General features: G+C 61.3%; 25 protein-coding genes. 11 read left to right on the plus strand and 14 right to left on the minus strand.

The window, feature by feature from the left end; translation table 11 throughout:
• Window positions 1–105: 105 nt before the first annotated feature.
• The 4 genes from IEX57_RS18570 to IEX57_RS18585 form a co-directional block, all read right to left on the minus strand.
• Complete coding sequence (locus IEX57_RS18570; RefSeq protein WP_188706377.1) at window positions 106–1743, minus strand: alpha-glucosidase; 1638 nt, start codon at window positions 1741–1743, stop codon at window positions 106–108.
• Window positions 1744–2120: 377 nt separating this feature from the next.
• The gene (locus IEX57_RS18575; RefSeq protein ID WP_188706379.1) at window positions 2121–3134 is read right to left on the minus strand and encodes a substrate-binding domain-containing protein; all 1014 of its coding nucleotides are present in this window, start codon (window positions 3132–3134) and stop codon (window positions 2121–2123) included.
• Entirely contained in the window at window positions 3131–3631 is a 501-nt protein-coding gene (locus IEX57_RS18580; RefSeq protein ID WP_188706381.1) for a hypothetical protein, read from the minus strand. The genes IEX57_RS18575 and IEX57_RS18580 overlap by 4 nt, the downstream gene beginning before the upstream one ends.
• A 146-nt stretch (window positions 3632–3777) precedes the next feature.
• Entirely contained in the window at window positions 3778–4356 is a 579-nt protein-coding gene (locus tag IEX57_RS18585) for a nuclear transport factor 2 family protein (RefSeq protein WP_188706384.1), read from the minus strand.
• A gap of 122 nt (window positions 4357–4478) precedes the next feature.
• Here IEX57_RS18585 and IEX57_RS18590 point away from each other — a divergent pair, with 122 nt between their 5' ends.
• On the plus strand, window positions 4479–5375 hold the full coding sequence (locus IEX57_RS18590) for a LysR substrate-binding domain-containing protein (RefSeq protein ID WP_188706386.1): 897 nt from the start codon (window positions 4479–4481) through the stop codon (window positions 5373–5375).
• A 9-nt stretch (window positions 5376–5384) separates the two neighbouring features.
• Here IEX57_RS18590 and IEX57_RS18595 read toward each other — a convergent pair whose 3' ends face one another.
• The 8 genes from IEX57_RS18595 to IEX57_RS18630 all read right to left on the minus strand — a co-directional run bounded on the left by IEX57_RS18595 (window position 5385) and on the right by IEX57_RS18630 (window position 12970).
• A complete protein-coding gene (locus IEX57_RS18595) occupies window positions 5385–6083 on the minus strand; it encodes an RES family NAD+ phosphorylase (protein WP_188706388.1) in 699 nt (232 codons plus the stop codon).
• Entirely contained in the window at window positions 6058–6435 is a 378-nt protein-coding gene (locus tag IEX57_RS18600) for an antitoxin Xre/MbcA/ParS toxin-binding domain-containing protein (RefSeq protein WP_188690753.1), read from the minus strand. Before IEX57_RS18600 ends, IEX57_RS18595 begins: the two co-directional genes overlap by 26 nt.
• A 757-nt stretch (window positions 6436–7192) precedes the next feature.
• Window positions 7193–8755 (minus strand): DHA2 family efflux MFS transporter permease subunit, encoded by a 1563-nt coding sequence (locus IEX57_RS18605; RefSeq protein ID WP_188706391.1) that lies wholly within the window; start codon window positions 8753–8755, stop codon window positions 7193–7195.
• 58 nt (window positions 8756–8813) lie between these two features.
• On the minus strand, window positions 8814–8993 hold the full coding sequence (locus IEX57_RS18610; protein ID WP_188706393.1) for a hypothetical protein: 180 nt from the start codon (window positions 8991–8993) through the stop codon (window positions 8814–8816).
• A complete protein-coding gene (locus IEX57_RS18615) occupies window positions 8990–10153 on the minus strand; it encodes an HlyD family secretion protein (RefSeq protein WP_188706394.1) in 1164 nt (387 codons plus the stop codon). The genes IEX57_RS18610 and IEX57_RS18615 overlap by 4 nt, the downstream gene beginning before the upstream one ends.
• A 139-nt stretch (window positions 10154–10292) precedes the next feature.
• Window positions 10293–11723, minus strand: a complete 1431-nt coding sequence (locus IEX57_RS18620) for an efflux transporter outer membrane subunit (RefSeq protein WP_188706396.1) — start codon at window positions 11721–11723, stop codon at window positions 10293–10295.
• 91 nt (window positions 11724–11814) lie between these two features.
• Entirely contained in the window at window positions 11815–12330 is a 516-nt protein-coding gene (locus IEX57_RS18625; protein ID WP_188706398.1) for a MarR family transcriptional regulator, read from the minus strand.
• Between the two features lie 22 nt (window positions 12331–12352).
• Window positions 12353–12970, minus strand: a complete 618-nt coding sequence (locus IEX57_RS18630) for a uracil-DNA glycosylase family protein (protein ID WP_188706400.1) — start codon at window positions 12968–12970, stop codon at window positions 12353–12355.
• An 81-nt stretch (window positions 12971–13051) separates the two neighbouring features.
• Here IEX57_RS18630 and IEX57_RS18635 point away from each other — a divergent pair, with 81 nt between their 5' ends.
• From IEX57_RS18635 to ubiT, 6 genes are all read left to right on the plus strand, one after another.
• A complete protein-coding gene (locus IEX57_RS18635) occupies window positions 13052–13783 on the plus strand; it encodes a pseudouridine synthase (RefSeq protein WP_188706402.1) in 732 nt (243 codons plus the stop codon).
• Window positions 13784–13787: 4 nt separating this feature from the next.
• A complete protein-coding gene (locus IEX57_RS18640; RefSeq protein WP_188706404.1) occupies window positions 13788–14849 on the plus strand; it encodes a hypothetical protein in 1062 nt (353 codons plus the stop codon).
• Window positions 14850–14968: 119 nt separating this feature from the next.
• Window positions 14969–15910 carry a carbohydrate kinase family protein gene (locus IEX57_RS18645; RefSeq protein ID WP_188706407.1) on the plus strand — a complete coding sequence of 314 codons (942 nt, stop codon included), beginning with the start codon at window positions 14969–14971 and terminating at the stop codon, window positions 15908–15910.
• A 149-nt stretch (window positions 15911–16059) separates the two neighbouring features.
• Window positions 16060–17061: a ubiquinone anaerobic biosynthesis protein UbiU gene (gene ubiU / locus IEX57_RS18650; protein ID WP_229709112.1), complete on the plus strand. Its 1002-nt coding sequence runs from the start codon at window positions 16060–16062 to the stop codon at window positions 17059–17061.
• 21 nt (window positions 17062–17082) lie between these two features.
• On the plus strand, window positions 17083–17970 hold the full coding sequence (locus tag IEX57_RS18655; RefSeq protein ID WP_188706411.1) for a U32 family peptidase: 888 nt from the start codon (window positions 17083–17085) through the stop codon (window positions 17968–17970).
• Complete coding sequence (gene ubiT / locus IEX57_RS18660; RefSeq protein ID WP_188706413.1) at window positions 17967–18407, plus strand: ubiquinone anaerobic biosynthesis accessory factor UbiT; 441 nt, start codon at window positions 17967–17969, stop codon at window positions 18405–18407. Before IEX57_RS18655 ends, ubiT begins: the two co-directional genes overlap by 4 nt.
• 104 nt (window positions 18408–18511) lie before the next feature.
• Here ubiT and IEX57_RS18665 read toward each other — a convergent pair whose 3' ends face one another.
• Together IEX57_RS18665 and IEX57_RS18670 are read right to left on the minus strand one after the other, a co-directional pair.
• Window positions 18512–19186, minus strand: coding sequence for a thiol:disulfide interchange protein DsbA/DsbL (locus IEX57_RS18665; protein WP_188706415.1), 675 nt, complete (start codon window positions 19184–19186; stop codon window positions 18512–18514).
• Between the two features lie 120 nt (window positions 19187–19306).
• Complete coding sequence (locus IEX57_RS18670; RefSeq protein ID WP_229709103.1) at window positions 19307–19924, minus strand: SPOR domain-containing protein; 618 nt, start codon at window positions 19922–19924, stop codon at window positions 19307–19309.
• 396 nt (window positions 19925–20320) lie between these two features.
• Between IEX57_RS18670 and argH the strand changes: the two genes are divergently transcribed.
• The 4 genes from argH (at window position 20321) to IEX57_RS18690 (ending at window position 23737) form a co-directional block, all read left to right on the plus strand.
• A complete protein-coding gene (gene argH, locus IEX57_RS18675; protein WP_188706418.1) occupies window positions 20321–21706 on the plus strand; it encodes an argininosuccinate lyase in 1386 nt (461 codons plus the stop codon).
• Between the two features lie 74 nt (window positions 21707–21780).
• Window positions 21781–22242 (plus strand): GNAT family N-acetyltransferase, encoded by a 462-nt coding sequence (locus tag IEX57_RS18680; protein WP_188706420.1) that lies wholly within the window; start codon window positions 21781–21783, stop codon window positions 22240–22242.
• Between the two features lie 57 nt (window positions 22243–22299).
• The gene (locus IEX57_RS18685) at window positions 22300–22914 is read left to right on the plus strand and encodes an NUDIX hydrolase (protein ID WP_188706422.1); all 615 of its coding nucleotides are present in this window, start codon (window positions 22300–22302) and stop codon (window positions 22912–22914) included.
• A gap of 82 nt (window positions 22915–22996) precedes the next feature.
• Complete coding sequence (locus tag IEX57_RS18690) at window positions 22997–23737, plus strand: pyridoxine 5'-phosphate synthase (protein ID WP_188706423.1); 741 nt, start codon at window positions 22997–22999, stop codon at window positions 23735–23737.
• Window positions 23738–23742 lie beyond the last annotated feature (5 nt).

A 23742-nucleotide genomic window follows, 5' to 3' on the forward strand; every position in this document is an offset into this window, starting at 1 on the left:
CTGTTAATCGAAGCCTCAGCGGCGTCGTGATCCGGCGTTGCTCACGCCTCGTCTCACCTGGCCGCTGGGGCTTCTTCAAGCCTGTTGTTACTCAATCCCGGACCATCACGCCTTGACCGTACCAAACCAGCCACCCCACGCCCCCAGCGTGAGCGTCTTGCCAGACAGGCTGGCGCCCGTCAGGCCATGGCCGGCCAGTTCTGCTGCCGCCACCGGCAAATCAAACGTGGTATCGGTATCGCTCAGGTTGAATACGGCGACGATGCTGTGGCCGTCCTGGCTGCGGGTAAAGGCGAGTATCGGTTCAGCACTTTTCAGGAACGTGATATCGCCCGTGATCAGCGCGGGTTGCGTTTTACGCCAGTGCAGAATACGGCGGTAGGCGTTCAGCGTGGAATCACTGTTCGGCTCTTGCGTATCGACCGCCAACGGCACATGCGGCGCCACCACGGGCAACCAGGTGTCGGCCTGGCTGAAGCCGGCGTGCGGTGCATTGTGCTGCCACGGCATCGGCGTGCGGCAACCGTCGCGGCCTTTGAATTCGGGCCACATGGTAATGCCATACGGATCTTGCAGTTGTTCGAAGCTCAGTTGCGCTTCCGGCAGCCCCAGTTCCTCGCCCTGATACAGGCAGGCCGAACCACGCAAGGCGGTTTCCATGGCAACAATCATCGGCGCAAAACGCGGATGTTGCGTGTCTTTGCCCCAACGGGTGACCACACGCACGGAATCATGGTTGCCGGTGGTCCAGCAGCCCCAGCCATCCTTGATCTGCGCTTCCAGGTCTTGCACCTGCTTGCGGATATGCGCCGCGCTGAAATCGGCGGTCAAGAGGTTGAAGCTGTACGCCATGTTCAGCTTGTCGCCGCCATTGGTGTACTGCGCCATGATGGCAATGCTGTTGTCGTCGCCCACTTCGCCCACGCTCATCGCACCATACTGATCCAGCAACGTGCGGATGCGCTGCAAGAACGCGACGTTCTCCGGCTGGGTCTTGTCGTGCAGATGCGCCTGATAACCGTACGGGTTCTCTACGCTGACCGACGCCGTATCACGCACGGTGGCCGGCGGGTTGCTGCGCAATTGCGGGTCGTGGAAATGGTAATTGCAGGCGTCAAAACGGAAACCATCCACACCGCGTTTGAGCCAGAACTCGATCTCGCCCAGGATGGCATCTTGCACCTTGGGGTTGTGGAAGTTCAGGTCCGGCTGGCTGGACAGGAAATTGTGCATGTAATACTGCAGGCGGCGGGTATCCCAGCGCCAGGACGGGCCACCGAAGATCGACAACCAGTTGTTCGGCGGCGTGCCATCGGCTTGCGGGTCCGCCCAGATGTACCAGTCGGCATGATCGTTGGTGCGATCCTGACGGCTGGCCTTGAACCAGGCATGCTGGTCCGATGTATGCGACAGCACCTGATCGATGATGATCTTCAGACCCAGCGAATGCGCTTTGGCCAGCAGGCGGTCAAAGTCATCCAGATTGCCAAACAGCGGGTCCACATCGTGGTAGTCCGAGACGTCATAGCCAAAGTCCTTCATCGGGGACTTGAAGAACGGGCTGATCCAGACGGCATCAACGCCCAGGCTGGCAATGTAGTCCAGGTGGGCGGTAATGCCATTGAGGTCGCCCACGCCGTCGCCGTTGCTATCGGCAAAGCTGCGCGGATACACCTGATAAATGACGGCACCACGCCACCAGGACGCGGTTTGTTGGGCTTGTGCGATGGGTTGAGTGCTCATTTTTCGATCTTCTTGCAGGGTCACTGACCAAAACGTCCTGCCAGATGTTTGGGTCAATGGCACTTGTGTTGCATTGATTGAATCCACTACACCGTGGATCGCCCGGATTGCTGGCTAAGTTATAAACCGCGTCCTGCCCGTTTGCCGGGCCTGACACCGTTTTGCAACACCATTCAAACCGGTTTGAAAACCACTGTGACGCATCTTAATCCCGCACGCGGGTGGATCGAAACTCCGGTAAATCACTTACTATAGCCCCAATTCAAACCGGTTTGAAACGACAAACCCAGCAATCAAGCCGTAGTGGCGACAATCGGCACTACCTGGTTCTTGCTGAAAAAAGCGTCAAACGGCGGGACAGATGTCGCTCAAATGCATCAACCGCGCGGCGGCAAATCGGTATTGCCGCTTACCAGTTCAGGCTTCCACAGGGCCGTGAGCGACTGCGCGTCATGGCCGGCCAGGCTGCCCAGCATCAGATCAGCCAGCGTACGGCCGGCCTGGCGCGCGCGCGGTTGCATGACCGCACTGACCGTCATGCTGTCCGCCAGCAGCGTGGGCAAACCGCCAAAGACAATGACAGAGATATCTTCACCCGGATGCAGCCCGCTCTGGCGCAGCGCGCTCATCACCCCCACCGCAGAGACGTTGTTGTCGACCACCACCGCCGTCGGCCGTTGCGGCATGGCCAGCAAACGGTTCATCGCCGCCGCGCCTTCTGCTGGCGAAAGCCCGCAAGAGATCATGAATTCCGGCTCTACCTGCACGCCACCGGCATTGAGCCCCACCAGGTAACCCCTACGGCGCTGCGCCGCAAAGTTCAGCGACAACGGCGCGCTGATCAAGGCAATGTGCTGGTGCCCCAATTCCGTAAGGCGATCCACCGCCAGCCGCATGCCGTATTCGTTGTCGTAATCGAACCAGGCATAGGGCCTGGCCAGATCACTGCGCCCGTGCGCCACAAACGGGAAATTGCGCTCCTGCAGATACTGCAAGCGCGCATCGTTGACCTCAGTCCGTGCGACGATCAAGCCATCCACCCGCCCGCCCGACACCACGCGCTGGTACGTTTCCAGCTCGTTCTCTTGCGCGGCCGAGACAATGACCAGATCCATCGCCGCCTCACCCAGGCGCTCGGTAATCCCGGCGATGATGTCCAGAAACACCGGATCACCCAGATCAGACGGCTCGAACGGATAAATGATGCCAATACTGTCCGTCTTGCCCGTCGCCAGCCGCCGCGCCACCGTATTGGCCCGATACCCCAGGCGCGCCGCCGCCTCTACCACGCGTTCACGCGTCTCTGCATTGACCTCAGGAAACCCGTTCAGCGCACGGCTGACAGTGGTAGGCGACAACTGGAGATGAGCTGCAAGTTCTCTAAGGTTCATGGACGGTTCTGATTTGGCGTGTCAGCAGATTCTAGTTCAGGCGGCCCGATTTTGGTGAACGCCGCCCGGGCGCATTTTGAGAACGATTTCAAAACCCGATTGTGCGTGACACCGCATGACGTCGTAATCAGGTAAACGCCGAATGAAAATGCCAGGCGGACGGAAGGCCCGGACCGCGAATCTGCAGATTGCCAGCACGGGATGCTGACCGCGCGGGAATGGCGAGATGGCGGGGTGATCCCCGCAACCAGACGGTTTGCGAAGTTGGGGTTGGGGTTGGGGTTGCCGTTGCCGTTGCCGTTGCCGTTGCCGTTGCCTTTGACTTGCCTCCCCTTGACTGCGCCGAGCATCGCAGCGAAGTCCGGGGTTTCGGCGGAGGGGTGTTTGAGCGAAGCGAGTTCCCGCAGCCAGCCGGACTTCGCGAGAAGCGCAGGGAACTCGAAGGGCGCAGTCGCAGGGGTCGCCTTTCTTTTGGGTACTTTTCTTTGGCGACCCAAAGAAAAGTACCGTGCTCCGGGCACCCCCGGTATCAAAACACCGCGCCGAAGGCGCTAACACGAGGTTAAGCTTCCACAGGCAGTCAAGGTAGATTGCCGCCACCGCTCCGAATCCACCCTACCCGCCAGCTCTGGCCACAACCACCTCATCCCCTCAACCACCCCTCCGCCTTCACCTTAAGCTGCCGCTCCAGCTCACTCCCATGCGTCGCCATCACGTTCTCCACCGGAAACCCGCTTTTATCCAGCAAATAAGCCAGCGCAGCGTACTCCCGTGGGTAACGGTCCAGCGTGGCCAGATCAATCTCCACCGCCCCGCGCGGAAAATTGAAAGTGCCCAGGTCGTAAATGGCATGGCGCTGGACAATCCCCCACACGCCATCACGTTGTTCCACCTGATCATAAAAGCGCGAATAACACGTGCAACCCAGCCCCAGCTTGACGTTCTCGCCCAGGATCAGCGCATTGGTTTCCACCACCGCGCGGTTGCCGTTGAAGGTGACCGTCGGTGCGGCGACCACATGCTTGGTGCGCAGGTCAGACTTGCCCATGCGCATGGATGCATCGACAAAATCACTGGCAAGACCGTCAAACCAGGTGATCTCGATGCGGCCATCGGCGTGAAACAGGCCGCGCAGTTTGTCCCACTGGGCCAGGTCGCGGAACATCCAGCCGGTCATCAGATCGGCAATGTGCTGGCGGTCGGCAAGGCGTGCTGTGTCCATGGTGATTTCCTTTTTCCGTGTGCGGCGACGTGCCGCGTTGAATGCAGCATGGACCATCAGGCGACGAAAATGAAATAGATTGATATGATGAATCAATCACTTAATCTGATTGATCATCCAGTATGGATTTACGCCAGCTCCGCTACTTTCTGGCCGTGGCCGAAGAAGCCCATTTTGGCCGCGCCGCAGAACGGCTGCATATTGTCCAGCCGGCCTTGAGCATGCAGATCAAGGCGCTGGAAGACGAACTGGGCGGCCCCTTGTTTGTACGCACCAGCCGCAAGGTAGAACTCACCGCCGCCGGTGAAGTCTTGCTGATCGAAGCCCGCCGCACGCTGGAGCAAGCCGAGCGCGCGCGCGTGGCGGTGCAGGATTCACTCAGCGGCCAGTTGGGCACCGTGCGCATCGGCTTTGCCGGCAACGCCGTGTTCAGCGGCCAGCTGGTAACCGACCTGCACCGGTTTCACCGCGCCTATCCGCACGCCGGGCTAGAGGTCGTGGAGGTGCCGCCGCAAGAACAACTGGATGCGCTGCTGGCCGGGCGGATCGACGTCGCCTACTGCCCGGATCACGGCGGGCTGGCCACGCCGGGGCTGGATGTGGTGCAGGTAGGCGAATGGCCCTTGCTGGCGGCCATGGCGACCGATCACCCGCTGACCAGCCGGGTGCATATCGGCTTGTCGGATATCGCCGCGCAGCCGCTGATCATTTATAGCGCGCAGGAAGACAGCGACGGCGTGCTGGATGTACTGCGGGCCGAGTTCGGGCGTGAGCCGGTAATTGCCCACCGCGCCAGCAATACACTGAGCGTGGTGGCGCTGGCTGCTGCCGGCCTGGGAGTGGCGCTGGTGCCGGCCTCGCTGGCGGAAATCGCCATGCCTGGCATGACCTACCGCGCCATCATGCATCCTGCGCTGTCGGCCAGCCTGGTGCGGATCAACCGCAGCGACGAAACCACGGGCGCAGTGCGCGCTTACCTGGCACTGGCCGATACACCGGAAGACGGGCTGGACGACTAAGCAGGCCGCTCAGTCAAATTTGAAAGCGATGGTTTCTTCACCACGCCGGAACAGCACATTGGGCCCTTGCAGGGTCAAATGCCATTCTTCGCTGGCCAGCGGCTTTTTGCGACGAAACGCGCGCACATTCACCACCGCCACATTCACGCCGTGGTCCGGATCGCGCACGGATTCATACAGGATCAGATCTACATTACCCGCCTCACGCGCGGCGCTGCCCAGTTCGTGCGTTGAGGCGTAGTTATCGGGCTGGTTCCACAATTCGGCGTGATCACTGAACGGCGGCTGCGTCAGGTCTATGGCCTTGCCCGCCACACTGATCTGGAACAAGGTACGCGCCAGCGTGACGTGCGTATCGCGCAGGCCTTCAGACGCCCGGTTAAACCGATGCTGCCAGTAGCCGGATTCAGCCATGGCGGTCACTTTGTGATTGGCCGCATACAACATCCCCAGCGCCCCTGGCCGCACAAAGCGGCTGCCATTGGGCGGATGCGCCGGATAACGGAACGGCGTCGCCAGCAGGTAATGCAACTTGCTGGCTTCGGCCGGCAACGGCGGCTTGTTGTCGTCCAGAATGGCTTCCAGCAGCGCTTGTTCGTCCGGATCGTTATCCACCAGCGCCAGCGTTGCCACTTCGCGCTGGGTTTCCACCGAACGCCAGGGCTTGAGCGTGACTTCTGCGTTAGATACGGCCGCGCATGGAATCAAGATAAATGCCTACCTGAAACAGACCCGCCGCACCACGGCGCAGGATATCGGACGGCACGCCGCCCAGATCGGTATTGGGCGAGTGCATCCAGCGGCGGATCAAATCCTCCTGCCCGCCCAGAATGCTCGACAACGAGCGGTACACGCGGATCAGCGCCAGCGCGACATCCCACTCGGGCCGGTGAATGTTGAGTTCATACTGGCCGTGCACCATACGGCTGACACTGGCACCAGACAAACCCAGCAAACGGCCCAGGTCAGATTGACGGAAATCCAGCTTCTCAGCCGTGCGCACCACGGCCCGGGTCACCACGGCTTCTTCTTGCGGTGTCGGTTTTTGCAGAGCGGTCATGGTGGATCTCCTTTTTCTACTGAAAATATACCACGCATTCTTTTCCAAAGAAAAACCCGGCCGGTTAAACGGCAACGGGCTCTCATCATCTCGCCCGCACCTGGCACGGCGCATGAGGCGGATGGGGCAGCGATGCATCGGCCTGCCCGGATACTGTGGCGCTACTGCCGGTAAAGGTTGGCCTCTACCGCTTCCTTCATTCAATGCTTGCGGACTTGCCCGCATCGCAACTGGATTCCCGCCTTCGCGGGAATGACGAAGTTGGGGGCGACGCAAGTCATCCTTGCGGGCAAAGAACCCGACCATCACTGCGGCTGTCGCTGTTGCAGTTGCAGTTGCAGTTGCTGTTGTAGTTGCCGTTGCCTTTGACGTTGGCCCCCTTGACTGCGCCGAGCATCGCAGCAAGGCGCGGGGTTTCGGCGTAAGGGTGTTTGAGGGCTTTAGCCCGAGTTCCCTGGAGCCAGCCGCGCCTTGCGAGAAGCACAGGGAACTCGCGCAGCGAGCGCAGTCGCCGGGGTCGCCTTTCTTTGGTTACTTTCTTTGGCGACGCAAAGAAAGTAACGTGCTCCGGCCACCGCCGGTATCAAAACACCCGCGCCGTCAGGCGCTAACACACGCCGTTACTACCGCAAAGGTGGATTGTCGCTACCACTCCAAATCCACCCTGCACACGAACAAAACCTTCCCGCCCCAGACTGGATTCCCGCCTCCGCAAGAATGACCCAGCGGTGACCAGCCCAGCCAGGCCAGACAAAATTCAATGCCCCCCACCACCAGACCCCGCCGAATTCCCGAACGGCGGCCGCGCAAACCACACCACCACCACCAGCGCGAGGAAAATCACCCCCAGCAGCCAGAACACTTCCTTGGTGGCGATCATGAACGCCTGCTGGCTGATCACCTGGTCAATCTGCGCATAAGCAGACTGCCCGGCCACGCCCAGGTCTTGCAGCTTGCCCAGATAATCCGACGTTGCCGGGCTGGCACTGGTGATGTTCTCGGTCAAACGCGCATGGCTGAACGTCTGGCGCCGATCCCACAGGAACACGGCGATGGCGGTGGCGAAACTGCCGGAAATGGTCCGGAAGAAGTTCGACAAGCCAGAGGCCGAGGCCATTTGCCCGCCATTCAGCCCGGACAAGATGATCTGGTTGATCGGGATAAAGAAACACGCAATGGCAATACCCTGGGCAAACCGCGCCATGGCGATGTAACCAAAGTTGGTTTCCAGGGTAAAGCCGGAGTACCAGAACATGGTGGCAGCGAAGGTTGCAAACGCCACCGAAGACACCAGCCGCAGTTCGAGCTTGTTGATGTTCTTGCCGATAACGGGCGACAGGAACAGCGCCAGCACCCCGCCCGGCGCGGTAGCAATACCGGCCCAGGTGGCGTTGTAACCCATCACGGTCTGCAGCCACAGCGGGAACAGCACGGTCGAGCCGAAGAAGCAGAACATGCCCAGCGACAGCACGATCACGCCAATGCGGAAGTTGTGCCGCTTCAAGAGCGTCAGATCAACGATCGGGTGCTCATCCGTCAGTTCCCACGCCACAAAATAGCTGATGGCCATCGTGGCAATCACCGCCAGCGTCACAATGAACGTGGAGTTGAACCAGTCCAGGTCGTTACCGTTATCCAGCATCATCTGCAGGCTGCCCACACCCAGTACCAGCAAGATCAGGCCCACGACGTCGATCGGTTTTTTCACCGTCGGCGTTTCGCGGTGCTTGAGCAATTGCCAGGAGGCAATCCCCGCAGCAATCCCGATCGGCACGTTGATGTAGAAAATCCACGGCCAGCTGTACTGGTCGGTGATATAGCCACCCAGCAACGGGCCAAAGATCGGCGCGACAATGACGGTCATGGACCACAGCGCTAGCGCCACGCCTTTTTTCTCGGGCGGGTAGTTGTTCAGCAACAGCGTTTGCGACAGCGGCACCATCGGGCCGGAGACGAGGCCTTGCAGGAAGCGGAATGCCACCAGCATGGGCAGGCTATTGGCCAGACCACACATGATGGACATCAGCGTGAACAACAGAACGGACATCGAAAAGCATTTGACCTGGCCAAAGCGGCCGGCCAGCCAGCCGGTCAGCGGCACGGCAATGGCCGCGGCCAGACCGTAAGAGCTGATCGCCCAGGTCCCCTGGTTGGCCGCCACCGCCAGATCACCGGCAATGTGCGGCACGGACACGTTCACAATGGTCGTGTCCAGAATTTCCATGAACGTGGCGAACGAAAGCGCCACGGTCATCATGCCCAGTTTGGCGCCGTGCAAGGGCGCCGGGCTGGGTGCAACCGCCTGAGAACTGGCAGTCATGTTGAGCCTCCAGACGGAGTTTGCCCGTCATGGCCGCAGATGATGCGGCCACAACCGGCTATTTGATTACGGTAAGGATCCAGCGGTTTTCACGGCTGGCCACCCAGCGCACAAACGGCAGGCGCAGCGGTTCGGGCACCAGCGATGCCAGTGCCATCAGCACGGCCAGCCCGGTCCACGAACTCACCAGCTGCCGGATCAAGGCAACCGTGGCGTGATGGTCAGCGTTAAAGATCACTTGCCCAGATTCTTGCGCACGATGCTATCGGCCAGCTTGTCGGCTTCCTGCATCGGTTGGCTGAAGGCTTCGGTGCTGAACAGCGGCTTGTTTTCCGGTGCGGAAGACAGCACGGCACCGTCGCGGCTGTGGGTATCAACTTCCACCACCATCGACAGACCAACGCGCAGCGGGTGATCAGCCAGTTCTTTCTTGTCCAGCTCAATCCGTACCGGCACGCGCTGAACCACCTTGATCCAGTTACCGGTGGCGTTCTGCGCTGGCAACAGGCTGAACGCGCTACCCGTACCGGCGCCCAGACCCACTACCTTGCCGGAGTACTCGACCTTGCCGCCGTAGATATCGGCAGTCAGCTTTGCCGGCTGGCCAATGCGGATATTGCGCAGTTCGGATTCCTTGAAGTTGGCATCTACCCACACTTGATCCAGCGGCACGATCGACAGCAGCGATTGTCCCGGGGTGATGCGGGCGCCCACCTGCACGCCACGCTTGGCCACATAGCCAGACGCCGGCGCGACGATGGCGTTGCGCTGTACCGAGAGCCACGCTTGTTCAAAATTGGCGCGGGCACGCAGCACGGTCGGGTTGTTGGGGATGTCCACACCGTCAATCGAGGCATGCGCGGCAGCGGCTTGTTTCTCTGCAACATCCAGCGCGGCCTTGGCGGTTTCGACCGAGTCTTTGGCGTGCGAGACTTCTTCGCTCGACACGGTATGGTCCGCGGCCAGCGGGGCGCGACGGTTCAGGTCGTCTTGCGCCTTGGCCAGATCGATCTTGCGCTGGGCCAGGGCAGCGTCATATTGCGCGGCGTTGGCGTATTGCTGGCGCAACTGGCGCACGGCATCGCCCAGGGCGGCTTCAGACTGGGCCAGCGCCACTTTGGCGTCGACCGGGTCCAGCTTCACCAGTTCTTCACCGGCTTTGACAAACTGGGTTTCGTCCGCGCGGATTTCCGTCACGGTGCCGGTCACCTGGCTGGTCAGCGTCACCAGGTTGCCGCCGACGTAGGCGTTGTCGGTTTCTTCACGTTGCGACAACACGGTCGCGTAGTAAATGCCATAGCCAATGCCTGCCAGCACGAACACGGTGGTCAGGATCGCCATCACCGGCTTGCGGCGTTTTTGCTCTGCCGGTTGGGCTGCGTTGGTTTCGGTGGTCATTGCAAATATCTCCGGAATCGGGGCGGCTAACAAAATCCTGCTGGCTGTGGCGCACTCGCTTGCCAGCAGAATTTTGTTAGCCACCCCCTGTTTATTTTCATCAGGCCGGCAAACCGCCAGCCGCTTCAATCAAGTCTGTTCAGTTCGCTTTGGCAACCGTATCTGCTGGCGCTTCGTAGCCACCACCCAGTGCGTGGGTCAGGCCGATTTCAGCAGCAAGCTGGCGGTTCTTCAGAATCAGCAACTGTTCCTGGATCATCAGCACCGGCAACTGGGCGCGCAGCACGGAACCCTGATCGGTCAGGCCGTTCTGCATGCGGCGTTGCTGGTTGTCGCGCACGGCTTCAGAGGCACGCAGGTACGCCGTCATGGCTTTTTCCTGATCGGCCAGACCTTGCAGGGCGATACCCTGGTTGGCCACGTCCTGCACCGCGTTGACCAGCGCCTGGTTGTACTGGGCGATGATCACGTCACGCTGGGCGCGATCACCCTGCAGACCGGCCGAGAGACGACCGTTATCGAAAATCGGGAAGCTGATGCCCGGCGTGATGCCCATGGTGCGGGTACCGCGCTTGAGGAAGTCATCCAGACTGATACTGGAGAAACCAATGAACGCCGAGATATTGATATCCGGATAGAACGCGGCCTTGTCGGCTTCTGTGCGCTTCACGCTGGCTTCAACCCGCCAGCGCGCCGCTTGCAGATCCGGGCGACGCGACAGCAGATTCAGGCCCAGATCAGTCGGCACACCCCCGGCCGACGCCGGCAGCGGGATAGCCTTGAGTTGATCAATGCTGGTCACATCACCGGTTGCACCGACCAGCGCGCGCAGGGCTTCGCGGTCTTTGCGTTCGCTGGTGCGCAACTGGGCAATCACGCTGTCCTGGTTGGCCACGTCACCGCGTGCGCTGCGTTGCACGGCATCGGTATCCAGACCGCTTTGCACCCGGCGGGCGGCGATCTGATGCAGACGGTCTTGCACGTCGCGCTGTTGTTCCACCACCTGAATGCGGGCCTGGTCGGCTTGCCAGTCGAAATACGCCTCGGCGACAGCTGCAGTCAGTTGTTGTTCTGCGGCGGCGTAATCGGCCTGGGCAGCGGCGGTTTCGCCCAGCGCGGCAGAGATCTCGGCCTTGTGCTTGCCCCACCAGTCAAAATCGTAAGAGGCATTGATCATCGGCTCGGTGTCGGTAATCCAGTTACCGGCCAGCGGCGGCGGGTAGATACCGTACTTGGAGGTCAGCTCACGCGTGGCCCTGACGCTGGCATCCACGTTGATGCCATCGGCAGCGCGCGCCTGGCTGACGGCGGTCTGGGCCAGCGCCACGCGGCTTTGCGCCACAGCCAGCGACGGCGAACCCTTGAGGGCCGCATCAACCAGCGCGTTCAGTTGATCATCGTGATAACGCGTCCACCAGCGGGCGGCGGGCCAGCCTTCCTGTGCCAGCTTGAGCTGGGTGGAAAGCTGCGCAGCGGCGGCGTCGCGCATCTGTACTGTCGGATGGTCATCCGGGATGCTGGCGCAACCCGCCAGCAATACCAATATGCCAAATGCAAGCTTTTGTTTCATGGCGTTATAATCAAAAGTTAAATTATTTGAGCAAAAAAAAGTGGCCGAAATCAACCAACCACTTTTATGGATTCTGTTTACAAACAATGGCTCAGGCGAAACCGGCCAGCAGTTTTTTCAGGATGACTTCCAGCTGGTCGCGTTCGTCGTCGCTTAGCACCTTGAACGCCACGAATGCGTAATCCTGGATTTTGGGCAGGAGTTCCTTGACCAGTTCGTCGCCATGCGGGGCCAGATAAAGGTCAATGCGGCGGCGGTCTTCCGGGTTGGGCTCGCGGGAGAGGAGTTCCTTGGCCACCAGCTCATCACAAATCCGCGTGACATTGGCACGGGATTCCCCGGTGGCTTCGGCCAGATCAGAGGGGTTGAGCGGCTTGCCTTGCGAGCTGACCAGCATGATCAGCGCCAGAAAACTGATGCGGTTCAGGCCGTATTCACGCAGCACCTGATTCATGCGCGAGTTAAAACCGCCGGCCACGTGCTGCAGCAGCATTTTGAGCAACACCGCCTGACGGTTGCTGCCGGGAACACGGGAGCAAACACGGTCAATGCGGTTTTCGATATCCGCAAAGCTGGGGATATCGGTCTGATCATGGATTTCGTTCATGAATAAATAGTAAATAGTTGTACTATTTTTGGCAAGAAATATTTGAACTGGCTAGCGTTCCGTTGGTCAGCACGGCGGCAACCTGCGCCTGCAAAGCGGGGATGACCTCTAGCTCGAACCACGGATTACGCTTTAACCACAACTGGTTGCGCGGGCTGGGATGCGGCAGCACAAAGGTCTGCGGGGCGTAGTCACGCCAGGCCTGAACTGTGGCAGTCAGATCAGCCTTGCGGGCGTCACCCAGATAAAACGCCTGGGCGTATTGACCAATCGCAAGCACCAGTTTGACGCCAGCCAGCAAAGGCAGCAGTTGCGGATGCCACAACGCCCGGCATTCTGGCCGTGGCGGCAGATCGCCAGACTTGCCCTTGCCCGGGTAGCAAAACCCCATCGGCACAATGGCAAAGCGGGCCGGATCATAAAACGTGGCCTCGTCCACGCCCAGCCACTGGCGCAATCGCTTGCCTGAGGCGTCCGACCACGGCACGCCGCTGGCATGCACTTTGGTGCCCGGCGCCTGCCCGATCAACAAGATCGGCGCGCGCGCATCAGCCACCAGCACCGGGCGCGGGCCCAGCGGCAAATCAGCGCATTGATGACAGGCGCGGATGTCAGTCAGCAGGTTTTGCAGGGAGATCATGGCAACACGGAACCAGGCAGTGCACAAAGCGTAGTGTAACGGCGCTTTTTATCCGCGCGTGGGCGCGTTAAAGTTGCGTACATGAAACTGGCAATCGATCGCATTCTCCAATCCCAAGGCTTCGGCACCCGCAAAGGCTGCCGCGAGCTGGTTACCGACGGCGACGTCTCCATCAACGGCGAGGTCATAGACGACTGGCGCACCGTGGTGGAAACGGACGGCCTTGTTATCACCTTGTTCGGCGAGGAAGACTGGCCTTACCGCGCGCAAGTGTATGCGGCGCTCAACAAGCCGCCCAACTACGAGTGCTCGCGCAAGCCCAGCCATCACCCCGGCATTCTGACGCTGCTGCCCGAGCCCCTGCGCTGGCGCGACGTGCAGCCCGTCGGCCGGCTGGATCATGACACCACCGGCCTGATCCTGCTGTCCGATGACGGCGCGTTCATTCATGCGCAATCGCACCCGCGCCACCATCAGCCCAAGACCTACCTGGCAACGCTGGCCGAGCCCGCCACCCAGGCGCTGGCGGACGAACTGCAAAGCGGCGTGCAACTGCATGATGAACCCGCACCGATTGCGGCGCTTTCGGCCAGGCTGGTTGATCCGCTGCATCTGGAAATCATGCTCGACCAGGGCAAATATCATCAGGTCAAACGCATGCTGGCCGCCGCCGGCAATCATTGCGCCGCATTGACCCGCGTGGCGATTGGCGGCCTGACGCTGTCCTCGCTCAACCTGGCCGAGGGCGAGTGGTGTTATCTGACCGAGGCCCAGATCGTGGCCCTGAACAGCGAACCGGATACCGGCGCATAACAAGATGAAATATCTGGAGATCTCTGCCGGCCCGCAGGCGTATCAGCAAATCGGGGCCGAAGGCTTCAAGGCTGATTTGTTCTCGCATCTGGGCGCGGCGGCCGGCGGCCCCAAATGGCAGGTGCTGGCGCGGCTGGACCGGGTGCTGTTTGGCGAGTGGTTGCCGCAACGCACGCGGGCGCTGCACGCGGTGGGTGCCTCGATTGGTGCCTGGCGTCTGGCTGCCGCTGCGGTACAAGACCCGCTGGCCGGGCTGGATCGCTTTGAAGCCGCCTACCTGGCGCAGCGTTACAGCCTCAAGCCGACACCGGCAGAAGTTACCCGCGTGGCCAGAGAGATCATGGACAGCATGCTGGGTGCCGATGGCGTGGCGCAGATTCTGGCCAACCCGCGCATCCATCTTTCCATTCTGACCGCCCGCGGCCTGAACGGCGTGGATGGCACCGGCAGCGGCCGGGACAAACTGGCGCTGGGGCGCGCGGTGCTGGCCAATGCCCGCGGCCGGCGCAACATGGCAGATTATTTCCAGCGCGTGGTGTTTCATACCGGCCAGACGCCCACCCGGTTTATGGATGACGGCTTTGGCGATACCGCCATCGCCCTGGATCAAACCAACTTTACCGCCGCCTTGCTGGCCAGCGGCACCATTCCGGGCGTGCTGGAAACCGTGCGCGACATTCCCGGCGCCCCGGCGGGCGCGTATCTGGATGGCGGTTTGATTGACTACCATATGGATCTGGCACTCAACCAGCCGGAAGGCTTGCTGCTGCTGCCGCATTTCTCGCACCGCGTAACAACCGGCTGGCTGGATCAGTTCTTGCCCTGGCGCAAGCCGCGTTATCTGCACCGCACCTTGCTGATGACGCCCACGGCCGAGTTCCTGCAACTGCTGCCCAACGGCCGCGTGCCCAGCCGCAAGGACTTCGGCCGCTACGCCGGGCGTGATGCAGAGCGGGAGCGCGACTGGAAAAAAGCCATCGATCTGGGCCAGCACCTGGCCGATGACTTTGCCACCTTCATGCACAGCAAAGAACCATTGCAGTGGGTGCGGCCGCTGGCCAGCTGACGCCGCTGGCGCGCGGGTTCGTCATTTTCCTGCACACCCGCTGCAACGCTCAGCCTTTTGCACAGACGGCGGTGGCATAATGCCGCCATCGTTTACATCCAACTTTATTTGAGCACGCCATGGCCATTCTGATCAGCGGTTCCATTGCCTACGACACCATCATGGTGTTCCAGGACCAGTTCAAGAACCACCTGCTGCCTGACCAGCTGCACATTATCTCCATCTCTTTCCTGGTGCCGGAAATGCGCCGTGAGCTGGGCGGCTGCGCCGGCAACATTGCCTACACGCTCAAGGGCCTGGGTGGCGATCCGCTGATGGTGGGCACCGTGGGCAGCGACTTCGGCCCCTACGCCGCGCGCCTGGATCAACAAGGCATTTCGCGCGCCGGTATCAAGGAATTGCCGGAACACTTCACCGCACAATGCTTTGTCACGACCGACCTGGACGATAACCAGATCGCCGCTTTCCACCCGGGCGCGATGAATTTCTCGCACTTCATCAATAGCAAAGACATCGGCGTACCGGTAGAGCTGGGGATTGTCGGGCCGGATGGCAAGCTGGGTATGCAGGCGCGGTGCCGCCAGCTGGCCGAGGCCGGCGTGCCGTTCATTTTCGATCCGGGTCAGGGCATGCCGCTGTTCTCGGGCGACGAACTGATGGAGATGACCGAACAGGCCGACTACCTGACGCTGAATGACTACGAAGCCGAAGTCATGTCGCGCCGTTGCGGGGTATCGATTCCTGATCTGGCCAAAAAGGTAAAAGCGCTGATCGTGACCTACGGTGGCGAAGGCTCTGAAATTTACGCCAATGGCGAAATCCACCGCATTCCGGTGGTTGCGGCCGAAGCGGTGGTCGACCCGACCGGTTGTGGTGACGCGTTCCGTGCCGGCCTGTTGTACGGCATCAGCCACGGTTGGGACTGGCCGAGCACCGGCCGCCTGGCCTCTTTGCTGGGCGCCCTGAAAATTGCCCGCCGCGGCGCGCAAAACCACGATGTGGTGCTGGCCGACGTCAAAGCCCGCTTCGAGCAGGAATTCGGCCAAAGCTGGCCAGCCTGAGCGCACGCGTAAATACAGCCCGGTGTGCCACACCGGGCTGTTTCTCATCAAACCTGGGTCTGATTACAAGAATCCGGTTTGACCTGGATTAAAAGCAACCGGCGCCAACGCGCCTAAGCTCCTGCGCTTTGCCACCCTCGGCGGAGCGCATCATGCGTGGTCCTCATCTCGTTTGCCCGGCAGGCAGTTTGCCGGCGCTGAAAAAAGCCGTCGATCACGGCGCCGACGCGGTTTACGTCGGCTTCAAAGACCCCACCAATGCCCGCAATTTTGCCGGGTTGAATTTCACCGACGCCCAACTGGCCGAAGGCGTGGCCTACGCCCATCGCAACGGGCGCGAAGTGCTGGTGGCCATCAATACCTACCCGCAAGCCGGCCAGACCAGCCACTGGCACCGCGCGGTTGATCGCGCCGCAGAACTGGGCGCCGACGCCGTCATCATGGCCGATCCCGGTCTGCTGGATTACGCCGCGCGTACCTGGCCGGCGCTGCGACGCCATCTCTCGGTTCAGGGGTCGGCCACCAACGCCGACGCCATCAACCTGGCGCATGAGCACTTCGGCATTTCGCGCGTGGTTTTGCCGCGGGTGCTGACTTTGCCGCAAGTGGAATACGTAGCCGCGCATACCCCGGTCGAGATCGAAGTATTCGGCTTTGGCAGTCTGTGCGTCATGGCCGAGGGCCGCTGCGCGCTGTCATCGTGGGTGACGGGGGAATCGCCCAACACGCACGGCGTCTGTTCGCCCGCCGCGCATGTGCGCTGGGATCAACACGGCGACACGCTGCATGCCCGGCTCAACGGCATGCTGATTGACCGCTTCGGCAAAGATGAACCCGCCGGTTATCCAACGCTATGCAAAGGCCGGTTTGATGTGGCCGGCGACACCTATTACGCGCTGGAAGAGCCCACCAGCCTCAATACGCTGTCCATCCTGCCGGAGCTGATCCGCATGGGCGTGGCGGCCATCAAGGTCGAAGGCCGCCAGCGTAGCCCCACCTACACCGCCCAGGTCACCCGCGTGTTGCGTGCCGCCATTGATGCGGCCAGCCAGGACCGCTACAGCGTGCGCCCGGAGTGGCAAAGAGAGCTGACCGCGATTTCCGAAGGCCATCAGCAAACGCTGGGCGCCTATCACCGTCCGTGGCGCTGAGCCGCATACAAGGAGGCAATCATGAAACTCACCCTTGGCCCGCTGCTCTACTACTGGCCGCGCCAGCAAGTGCTGGACTTCTATGCCGCCGCCGCCCACTGGCCGGTTGACACCATTTACCTGGGCGAAGTGGTCTGCGCCCGGCGCCATGAACTGCGTACTGCCGACTGGATCGCGCTGGCGCAAGACCTCAAGACCGCTGGCAAAACCGTCGTGTTGTGTTCGCAGGCGTTGCTGGAATCGGCCGGGGATCTGATCAGCCTGCGCAAACTGGCCGAAGCCGGTTTTGCCCTGGAAGCCAACGACATGGGCGCCGTGCGTGTCGCCCATGAGGCCGGCGCGCCCATCATTGCCGGGCCGCATCTGAATATCTACAACGGCGCCACACTGGACTGGTACGCCAGCATGGGCGCGGTGGGCTGGGTACCGGCGCTGGAAATGTCGGCCGTTGCGCTACGCCAGTTGCTGGCCGAACGCACCTGTACCATCCCCACCGAAGTGTTCGCCCATGGCCACGCACCGCTGGCGTTTTCAGCGCGCTGCTTTACCGCCCGCCATTTCGATCTGAACAAGGACGCCTGCGAATTCCGCTGCATTGAGCACCCGGATGGCTTGCCGGTACACACGCGGGACGGGCAACCGTTCTTGCGTATCAACGGCATCCAGACCCAGTCGGCCACCTGCCAGAGCCTGTGGCATGACCTGCCGGACCTTGCCGCCAGCGGCGTAGACGCGGTGCGCATCAGCCCGCAAGCGCAGTACACCGCCGAGTGGATTGCCGCGTGGGCCGCCGCGCTGGCGGGCACCGCCGTCACGCCGGATTTTGCGGCCTGGCAGCCAGAAGGCGTCTCCAACGGCTACTGGCACGGCCAGGCCGGGCTGGCGCACATCACCGGGAGCACCAGATGATCCGCTTTTTCACGACCCTCCCCGCCAAAGCCCTGCCCCGCCTGCCGGAGGCACCGCCGGCCCGCGTTGCCGCCTTCATCCTTAACCGGCTCGCCCCGCGTTTGTGGCAAGACGAAGATTTTGCCTGGCTGGCTGGCCGCGCCATTCGCATTGCCCTGACCGAACCCGCCATCGGGATGACGTTGGGCCACGATGGCCAGCGCTTCATTGCCCTGCGGCGCCCGGGCGATGTCACCCTGCGCGCCGGCTGGCGCGATTTTGTGGCCATGATGCGGCAAGAGTCAGACCCCGATACGCTGTTCTTCCAGCGCCGTCTGCAGATTGATGGCGATACCGAACTGGGCCTGCATCTGAAGAACCGGCTGGATGCGACCGACTGGGACCAGTTGCTCCGCAGCTTGCCCGGCCCGCTGGCGCAGTGGCTGGGGCCAGCCTGAGCAGACACCCCTGCGCGCTATCCCCATAAACAAAAACGCCTGGCAGCAACCAGGCGTTTTTTTTGGCAGTGGTGCCGGGCAACCGGCACATCATGCAGTCAGTCTTACTTTTTCTTCCTGGTTTCGCCCGTAGCAGCGGCCGGCTTCTTGTTGCCGCGCTCTTTGGCGATCAGCTGGTCAATCACGGTCAGCACGGTACCGTCTTCCTTGCCCACCATGGACGGCGCAGTCACAAACTTGCCGTTGACGATGAAGGTCGGGACGCCATCGATATGGTAGGTATCCACCAGTTGCGCCAGCTTGCCCACTTCAGCGGCAGCAGAGAATGAGGTGTAGGCGGCCTTGAACTTGTTCACGTCAATGCCTTGCTTCTTCACCCAGTCGTACAGGGTTTCTTCGCGGCGCAGTTCAATGCCGTCACGCTGGATGGCGTTGAACACGGCTTGCTGGTACTTGCCGGCAATGCCCATCTGGTTCAGCGCAATGAAAATCTTGGCGTGCGCTTCGATATCGCTGCGGCCTTGCCAGACCACGTGATAACGGATGAAGTTCACATCAGACGGCAGCTTGGCCGCCCATTGTTCAACATACGGCTCAACATGGAAGCAATGCGGGCAGCCGTACCAGAAGAACTCGATCACCTCGATCTTGCCTGGCACCTGCACCGGCACCGGTTGGGCCATCAGCTTGTATTCCGTGCCTTCCTTGATATCGGCTTGGGCTGCAGTCGCGGCGACAAAACCCACAGCCAGCAACAGCGATTTGATCCAGCGAGTCATTGCTAACTTTCCTTTGTGTTTGAGGTGGCAACGACGGCTCAGACCATCGTTACCCGTTCAGATTCAATGCCGGCAAAAATTTTTTTGACCCGTCTTCAACGAAAGACCGGCAAGCCCGGTTTACTGGGCTTTCACCTGGGCGCTGACAATGCCGTTGGCCTTCAGATCAGCCCGGGCCTTGTCCATATCCGACACGCTGGTAAACGGGCCCACGCGCACGCGGTGCCACACGCCCTTGTCCTGGGTTTCCACGGTCTGGATACGCGCTTCAATACCGATCAGCGCCAGCTTGGCCTTCAGGTTGTCGGCTTCCTGTTCGTCCTGGAACGCACCCACTTGCAGGTACGCCCCTTTAGGCGCTTCGACCGTGGCCGGCGGCGTGGCATCGGGCTGAACCGGCTTCTTGCTGGCCGGGGCCTTGTTGTCGCTTTTATCTGACATTGCCGGCAACATTTTGTAAAAATCAAAACGTTCGCCGTCGCTGGCATTTTTGGCCGCAGGGGCAGAAGCAACCGGCGTCACCGTTTGCGGCAGCGGTTGCGCTACGTCCTTACCCTCACCTTGCGGGCGTAAGACTTCTGGCTGATTGGCCACGGTAACCGGCGCGCTGGACACCGCATCAGGCGGCGGCGCCGATACCTTGTTCGCAAACGGATTGGTGCCGCGATTGATATAAAAAGCCACGCCAACGGCCACTGCGACGCCGACCAGTGCACCCAGCACAAGCCCCGTCAACAAAGAACCGCCGCCTCCCCCGCCGCCCCCGCGTGAGGCGTTCCCACTTGATCGGGTGCGTTTCATGTCTCTACTCATGTATTCCTTCTCCGGCGCTTGTCCTCAACGCCTGTCCCGCCAGCCATGCTGACAATTGCGCCAGCCTGGCCGGGTTTTTACCGTAATCCGCAGCGTACCGATTTGCATCCAGGACCGAAAGGCGTTTTTCAGTCGCCAGACGGTTAACGCCGCCCAAAGTGGTGCCAGTGGCGGCAAATGGCCGAATTCTAGCACCCTGTTTCGGGCTTGCCGCAGATAATAAAGGGGAATTTTGCTTCCCAGGAAGGGACGGTGCAGTGCAACAGAAGCGCGACCGTCATATAATCACTCCCCTCTTTTCGTGTTTCCAGGGTTTGCCCAATGCAGGATTCCAAGAAAGCCTGGTCCGGCCGCTTCACCGAACCAGTGTCCGATCTGGTCAAGCGCTACACCGCATCCGTCGATTTCGACAAGCGTATGGCGGAAGTGGATATTCAGGGCTCGCTGGCCCACGCCACCATGCTGCAACGCGCTGGTGTGCTCTCTGCTGACGATCTGCGCGCCATCCAGTCCGGCATGGCAGACATCCTGGACGAAATCCGCCACGGCACGTTTGAATGGTCGCTGGACCTGGAAGACGTGCACATGAACATCGAGCGCCGCCTGACCGAGAAAATCGGTGATGCCGGCAAGCGTCTGCATACCGGCCGCAGCCGTAACGACCAGGTGGCCACCGATATCCGCCTGTACCTGCGCGGCGCCATCGACATGCTGATTGGCCAGGTGCACGACCTGCAATTGTCGCTGCTGGATCTGGCCGAGAAACACGCCGCCACCGTCATGCCGGGCTTTACCCACTTGCAAGTGGCGCAACCGGTGACCTTTGGCCACCACATGCTCGCTTATGTAGAAATGCTGGGCCGCGATGCCGAACGTTTCGCTGACGCCCGCCGCCGCGTCAACCGCATGCCGCTGGGCTCGGCCGCGCTGGCTGGCACCACCTTCCCGGTGGACCGTCACTACACCGCAGAACTGCTCAATTTTGAGGCCGTCTGTGAGAACTCGCTTGATGCCGTCTCGGATCGCGACTTCGCCATCGAGTTCTCCTCTGCCGCCGCGCTGACCATGACGCACCTGTCGCGCCTGTCCGAAGAACTGATCCTGTGGATGAGCCCGCGCTTTGGCTTTATCGACATTGCCGACCGCTTCTGTACCGGCTCGTCGATCATGCCGCAGAAAAAGAACCCGGATGTACCGGAACTGGTGCGGGGCAAGACCGGCCGCGTCAACGGCAACCTGGTCTCGCTGCTGACGCTCATGAAGGGCCAGCCGCTGGCGTACAACAAAGATAACCAGGAAGACAAAGAGCCGCTGTTCGACACCGTCGACACCCTCTCTGACACCCTGCGTATCTACGCCGACATGATGCGCGGCATTACCGTGCGCCCGGAGTGCATGGCCGCCGCCGTCAAGCAGGGCTACGCCACCGCCACCGATCTGGCCGACTACCTGGTCAAGAAGGGTTTGCCGTTCCGCGACGCGCACGAAGCCGTGGCCCTGGCCGTGCGTTACGCCGAAGAAAAGCGCAAGGATCTGTCCGAGCTGCAACTGGTTGAGCTGCAAAGCTTCTCCTCGCTGATTGAATCCGATATCGCTGAAGTGCTCACCGCCGATGGCAGCATCGCCGCGCGTGATCACGTGGGCGGCACCGCGCCCAACCAGGTGCGTATCCAGATCGGCAAATGGCGTCAGCGTCTGGGCGTATAAATACGGCCTGCTTGCGCACACCCGACAGGCCGCCGATGCGGCCTGTTTCTTTTTCTGCGGATAACCTGATCACCATGACAACCGATATCCAGTGGCACTGGTTCCAGTTTGCCGACTTCGACCCCGCCACCTTCTACGCCTACCTCAAGCTGCGCCAGGACGTGTTCGTGATCGAACAGACGTGTATTTACCCCGACCTGGATGATCTGGACCAGCCGTCCTGGCACCTTGTCGGCCGGCGCGAGGGCCGCGTAGTGGCTGCCCTGCGCATTGTGCCGCCTGGCCTGAAATACGCTGAACCGTCGATTGGCCGCGTCGTCGTCGCCGCCGAAGCGCGCAAGGGCGGCATGGGCAAATTGCTGGTGGCCGAGGGCTTGCGCCAGTCTGCTGCACTGTGGCCAGGCCAGGGCAACCGCATCGGCGCACAAGCCCACCTGCAAAAGATGTACGGCGCGCTGGGTTTTGTCACCGTCGGCCAGCAATACGACGAAGACGGCATCCCGCATGTGGATATGCTCTGGCAGCAACCGGCTTGACACACGGCGGCGCGGGTTCGACCATGAACCGGTCTTTCCCTGCCCCCACCTCCCGCCATGTCTACCTCCCGCCTTGAACAAGCCCGCCGCCTGCTCGCCGTTGCCCAGACCGGGCTGGCCTATGGCAAAGACAAGTTTGATATCCAGCGTTTTGAAGAGATTGCCGCCATTGCCCACGCGCAAATGGCAGAGTTGATTGGCGATACCACGGCCGAAGACGTCGCCCGCATCTTCATGCCGGAAGCCGGCTACGCCAATCCCAAGCTCGATGTGCGTGCCGCCGTGTTCAGCGACAACAAGATCCTGCTGGTGCGTGAAATGAGCGATGGCTTGTGGACACTGCCCGGCGGCTGGGCCGATGTCGGCGCCTCTCCTGCCCAGTGCGCCGCGCGCGAGGTGCTGGAAGAAGCCGGTTACGTGGTACGTATCACACGCTTTCTCAAGCTCATCGACATGCTTCTGCATCCGCACCCGGTGATGCCGTTTCATATCTGGAAACTGGTGTTTGAGGGCGAGATCACGGCCCAGGCCAGGCCGGATGGCATCGAAACCGATGGTGTCGCATTCTTTGCCGAAGACGCGTTGCCGCCGCTTTCTTTGGGCCGCATTTTGCCGGAACAGATTGCCCGGCTGTTCGCGCTGCACAGAAACGGCCAGGTCGAATTCGACTAGAACCCGCCCAAAGCCGCGCCCACCATGGACACGCCACGTCAATCAGGCAAAAATGGAGCTTTGGCGAAACCTGCGTTCCGACATGCCCACCCTGCTTAGCGTCAACCTGAACAAGATCGCCCTGATCCGCAATTCACGCGGGCGGGATTACCCCTCGGTCGAGCACTTCGCCCGGATTGCCCTGGATAACGGGGCGCGCGGCGTCACCATCCACCCGCGTCCGGATCAACGCCACGCCCGCAACGCCGACGCCCTGGCCCTGGCGGCGCTGGTCAAGCAATACCCAGGCGCGGAACTGAATATTGAAGGCTATCCATCGCGTGAGTTTCTGGATGTGGTGCTGCAATCGCGCCCGGCCCAGTGCACGCTGGTGCCCGATGAGCCGGGCCAGATCACCTCTGATCATGGCTGGAACATTCGCGAGCGGATGGCATTTCTTAAAGGCGTGGTGGCAGAACTGCAAGCGGCCGGGGTACGTGTGAGCCTGTTTGTGGATCCGGACCCGGAACAAGTGGCCCTGGCGCCACAAACCGGAGCAGACCGCGTCGAGTTGTATACCGAGGATTACGCCGTCAAACACAGCGAAGGCACGCATGCCAGCGTGATCGACCAATACGTGAAAGCCGGTGAAGCCGCAGTCAAAGCCGGCCTGGGGTTGAACGCGGGACATGATCTGAACCTCGTCAACCTGGCCGATTTTCTGGCCGCCGTGCGCGGCGTGGAAGAAGTCTCGATTGGCCACGCCTTGACGGTGGAAGCGCTGGAGCAGGGCTATGCCAGCGTAGTGCGCCAGTACGTGGCCATCTGCAAGGCGGCGGGGTAATCCGC

Source organism: Silvimonas iriomotensis, from assembly GCF_014645535.1.
Lineage (GTDB): Bacteria > Pseudomonadota > Gammaproteobacteria > Burkholderiales > Chitinibacteraceae > Silvimonas > Silvimonas iriomotensis.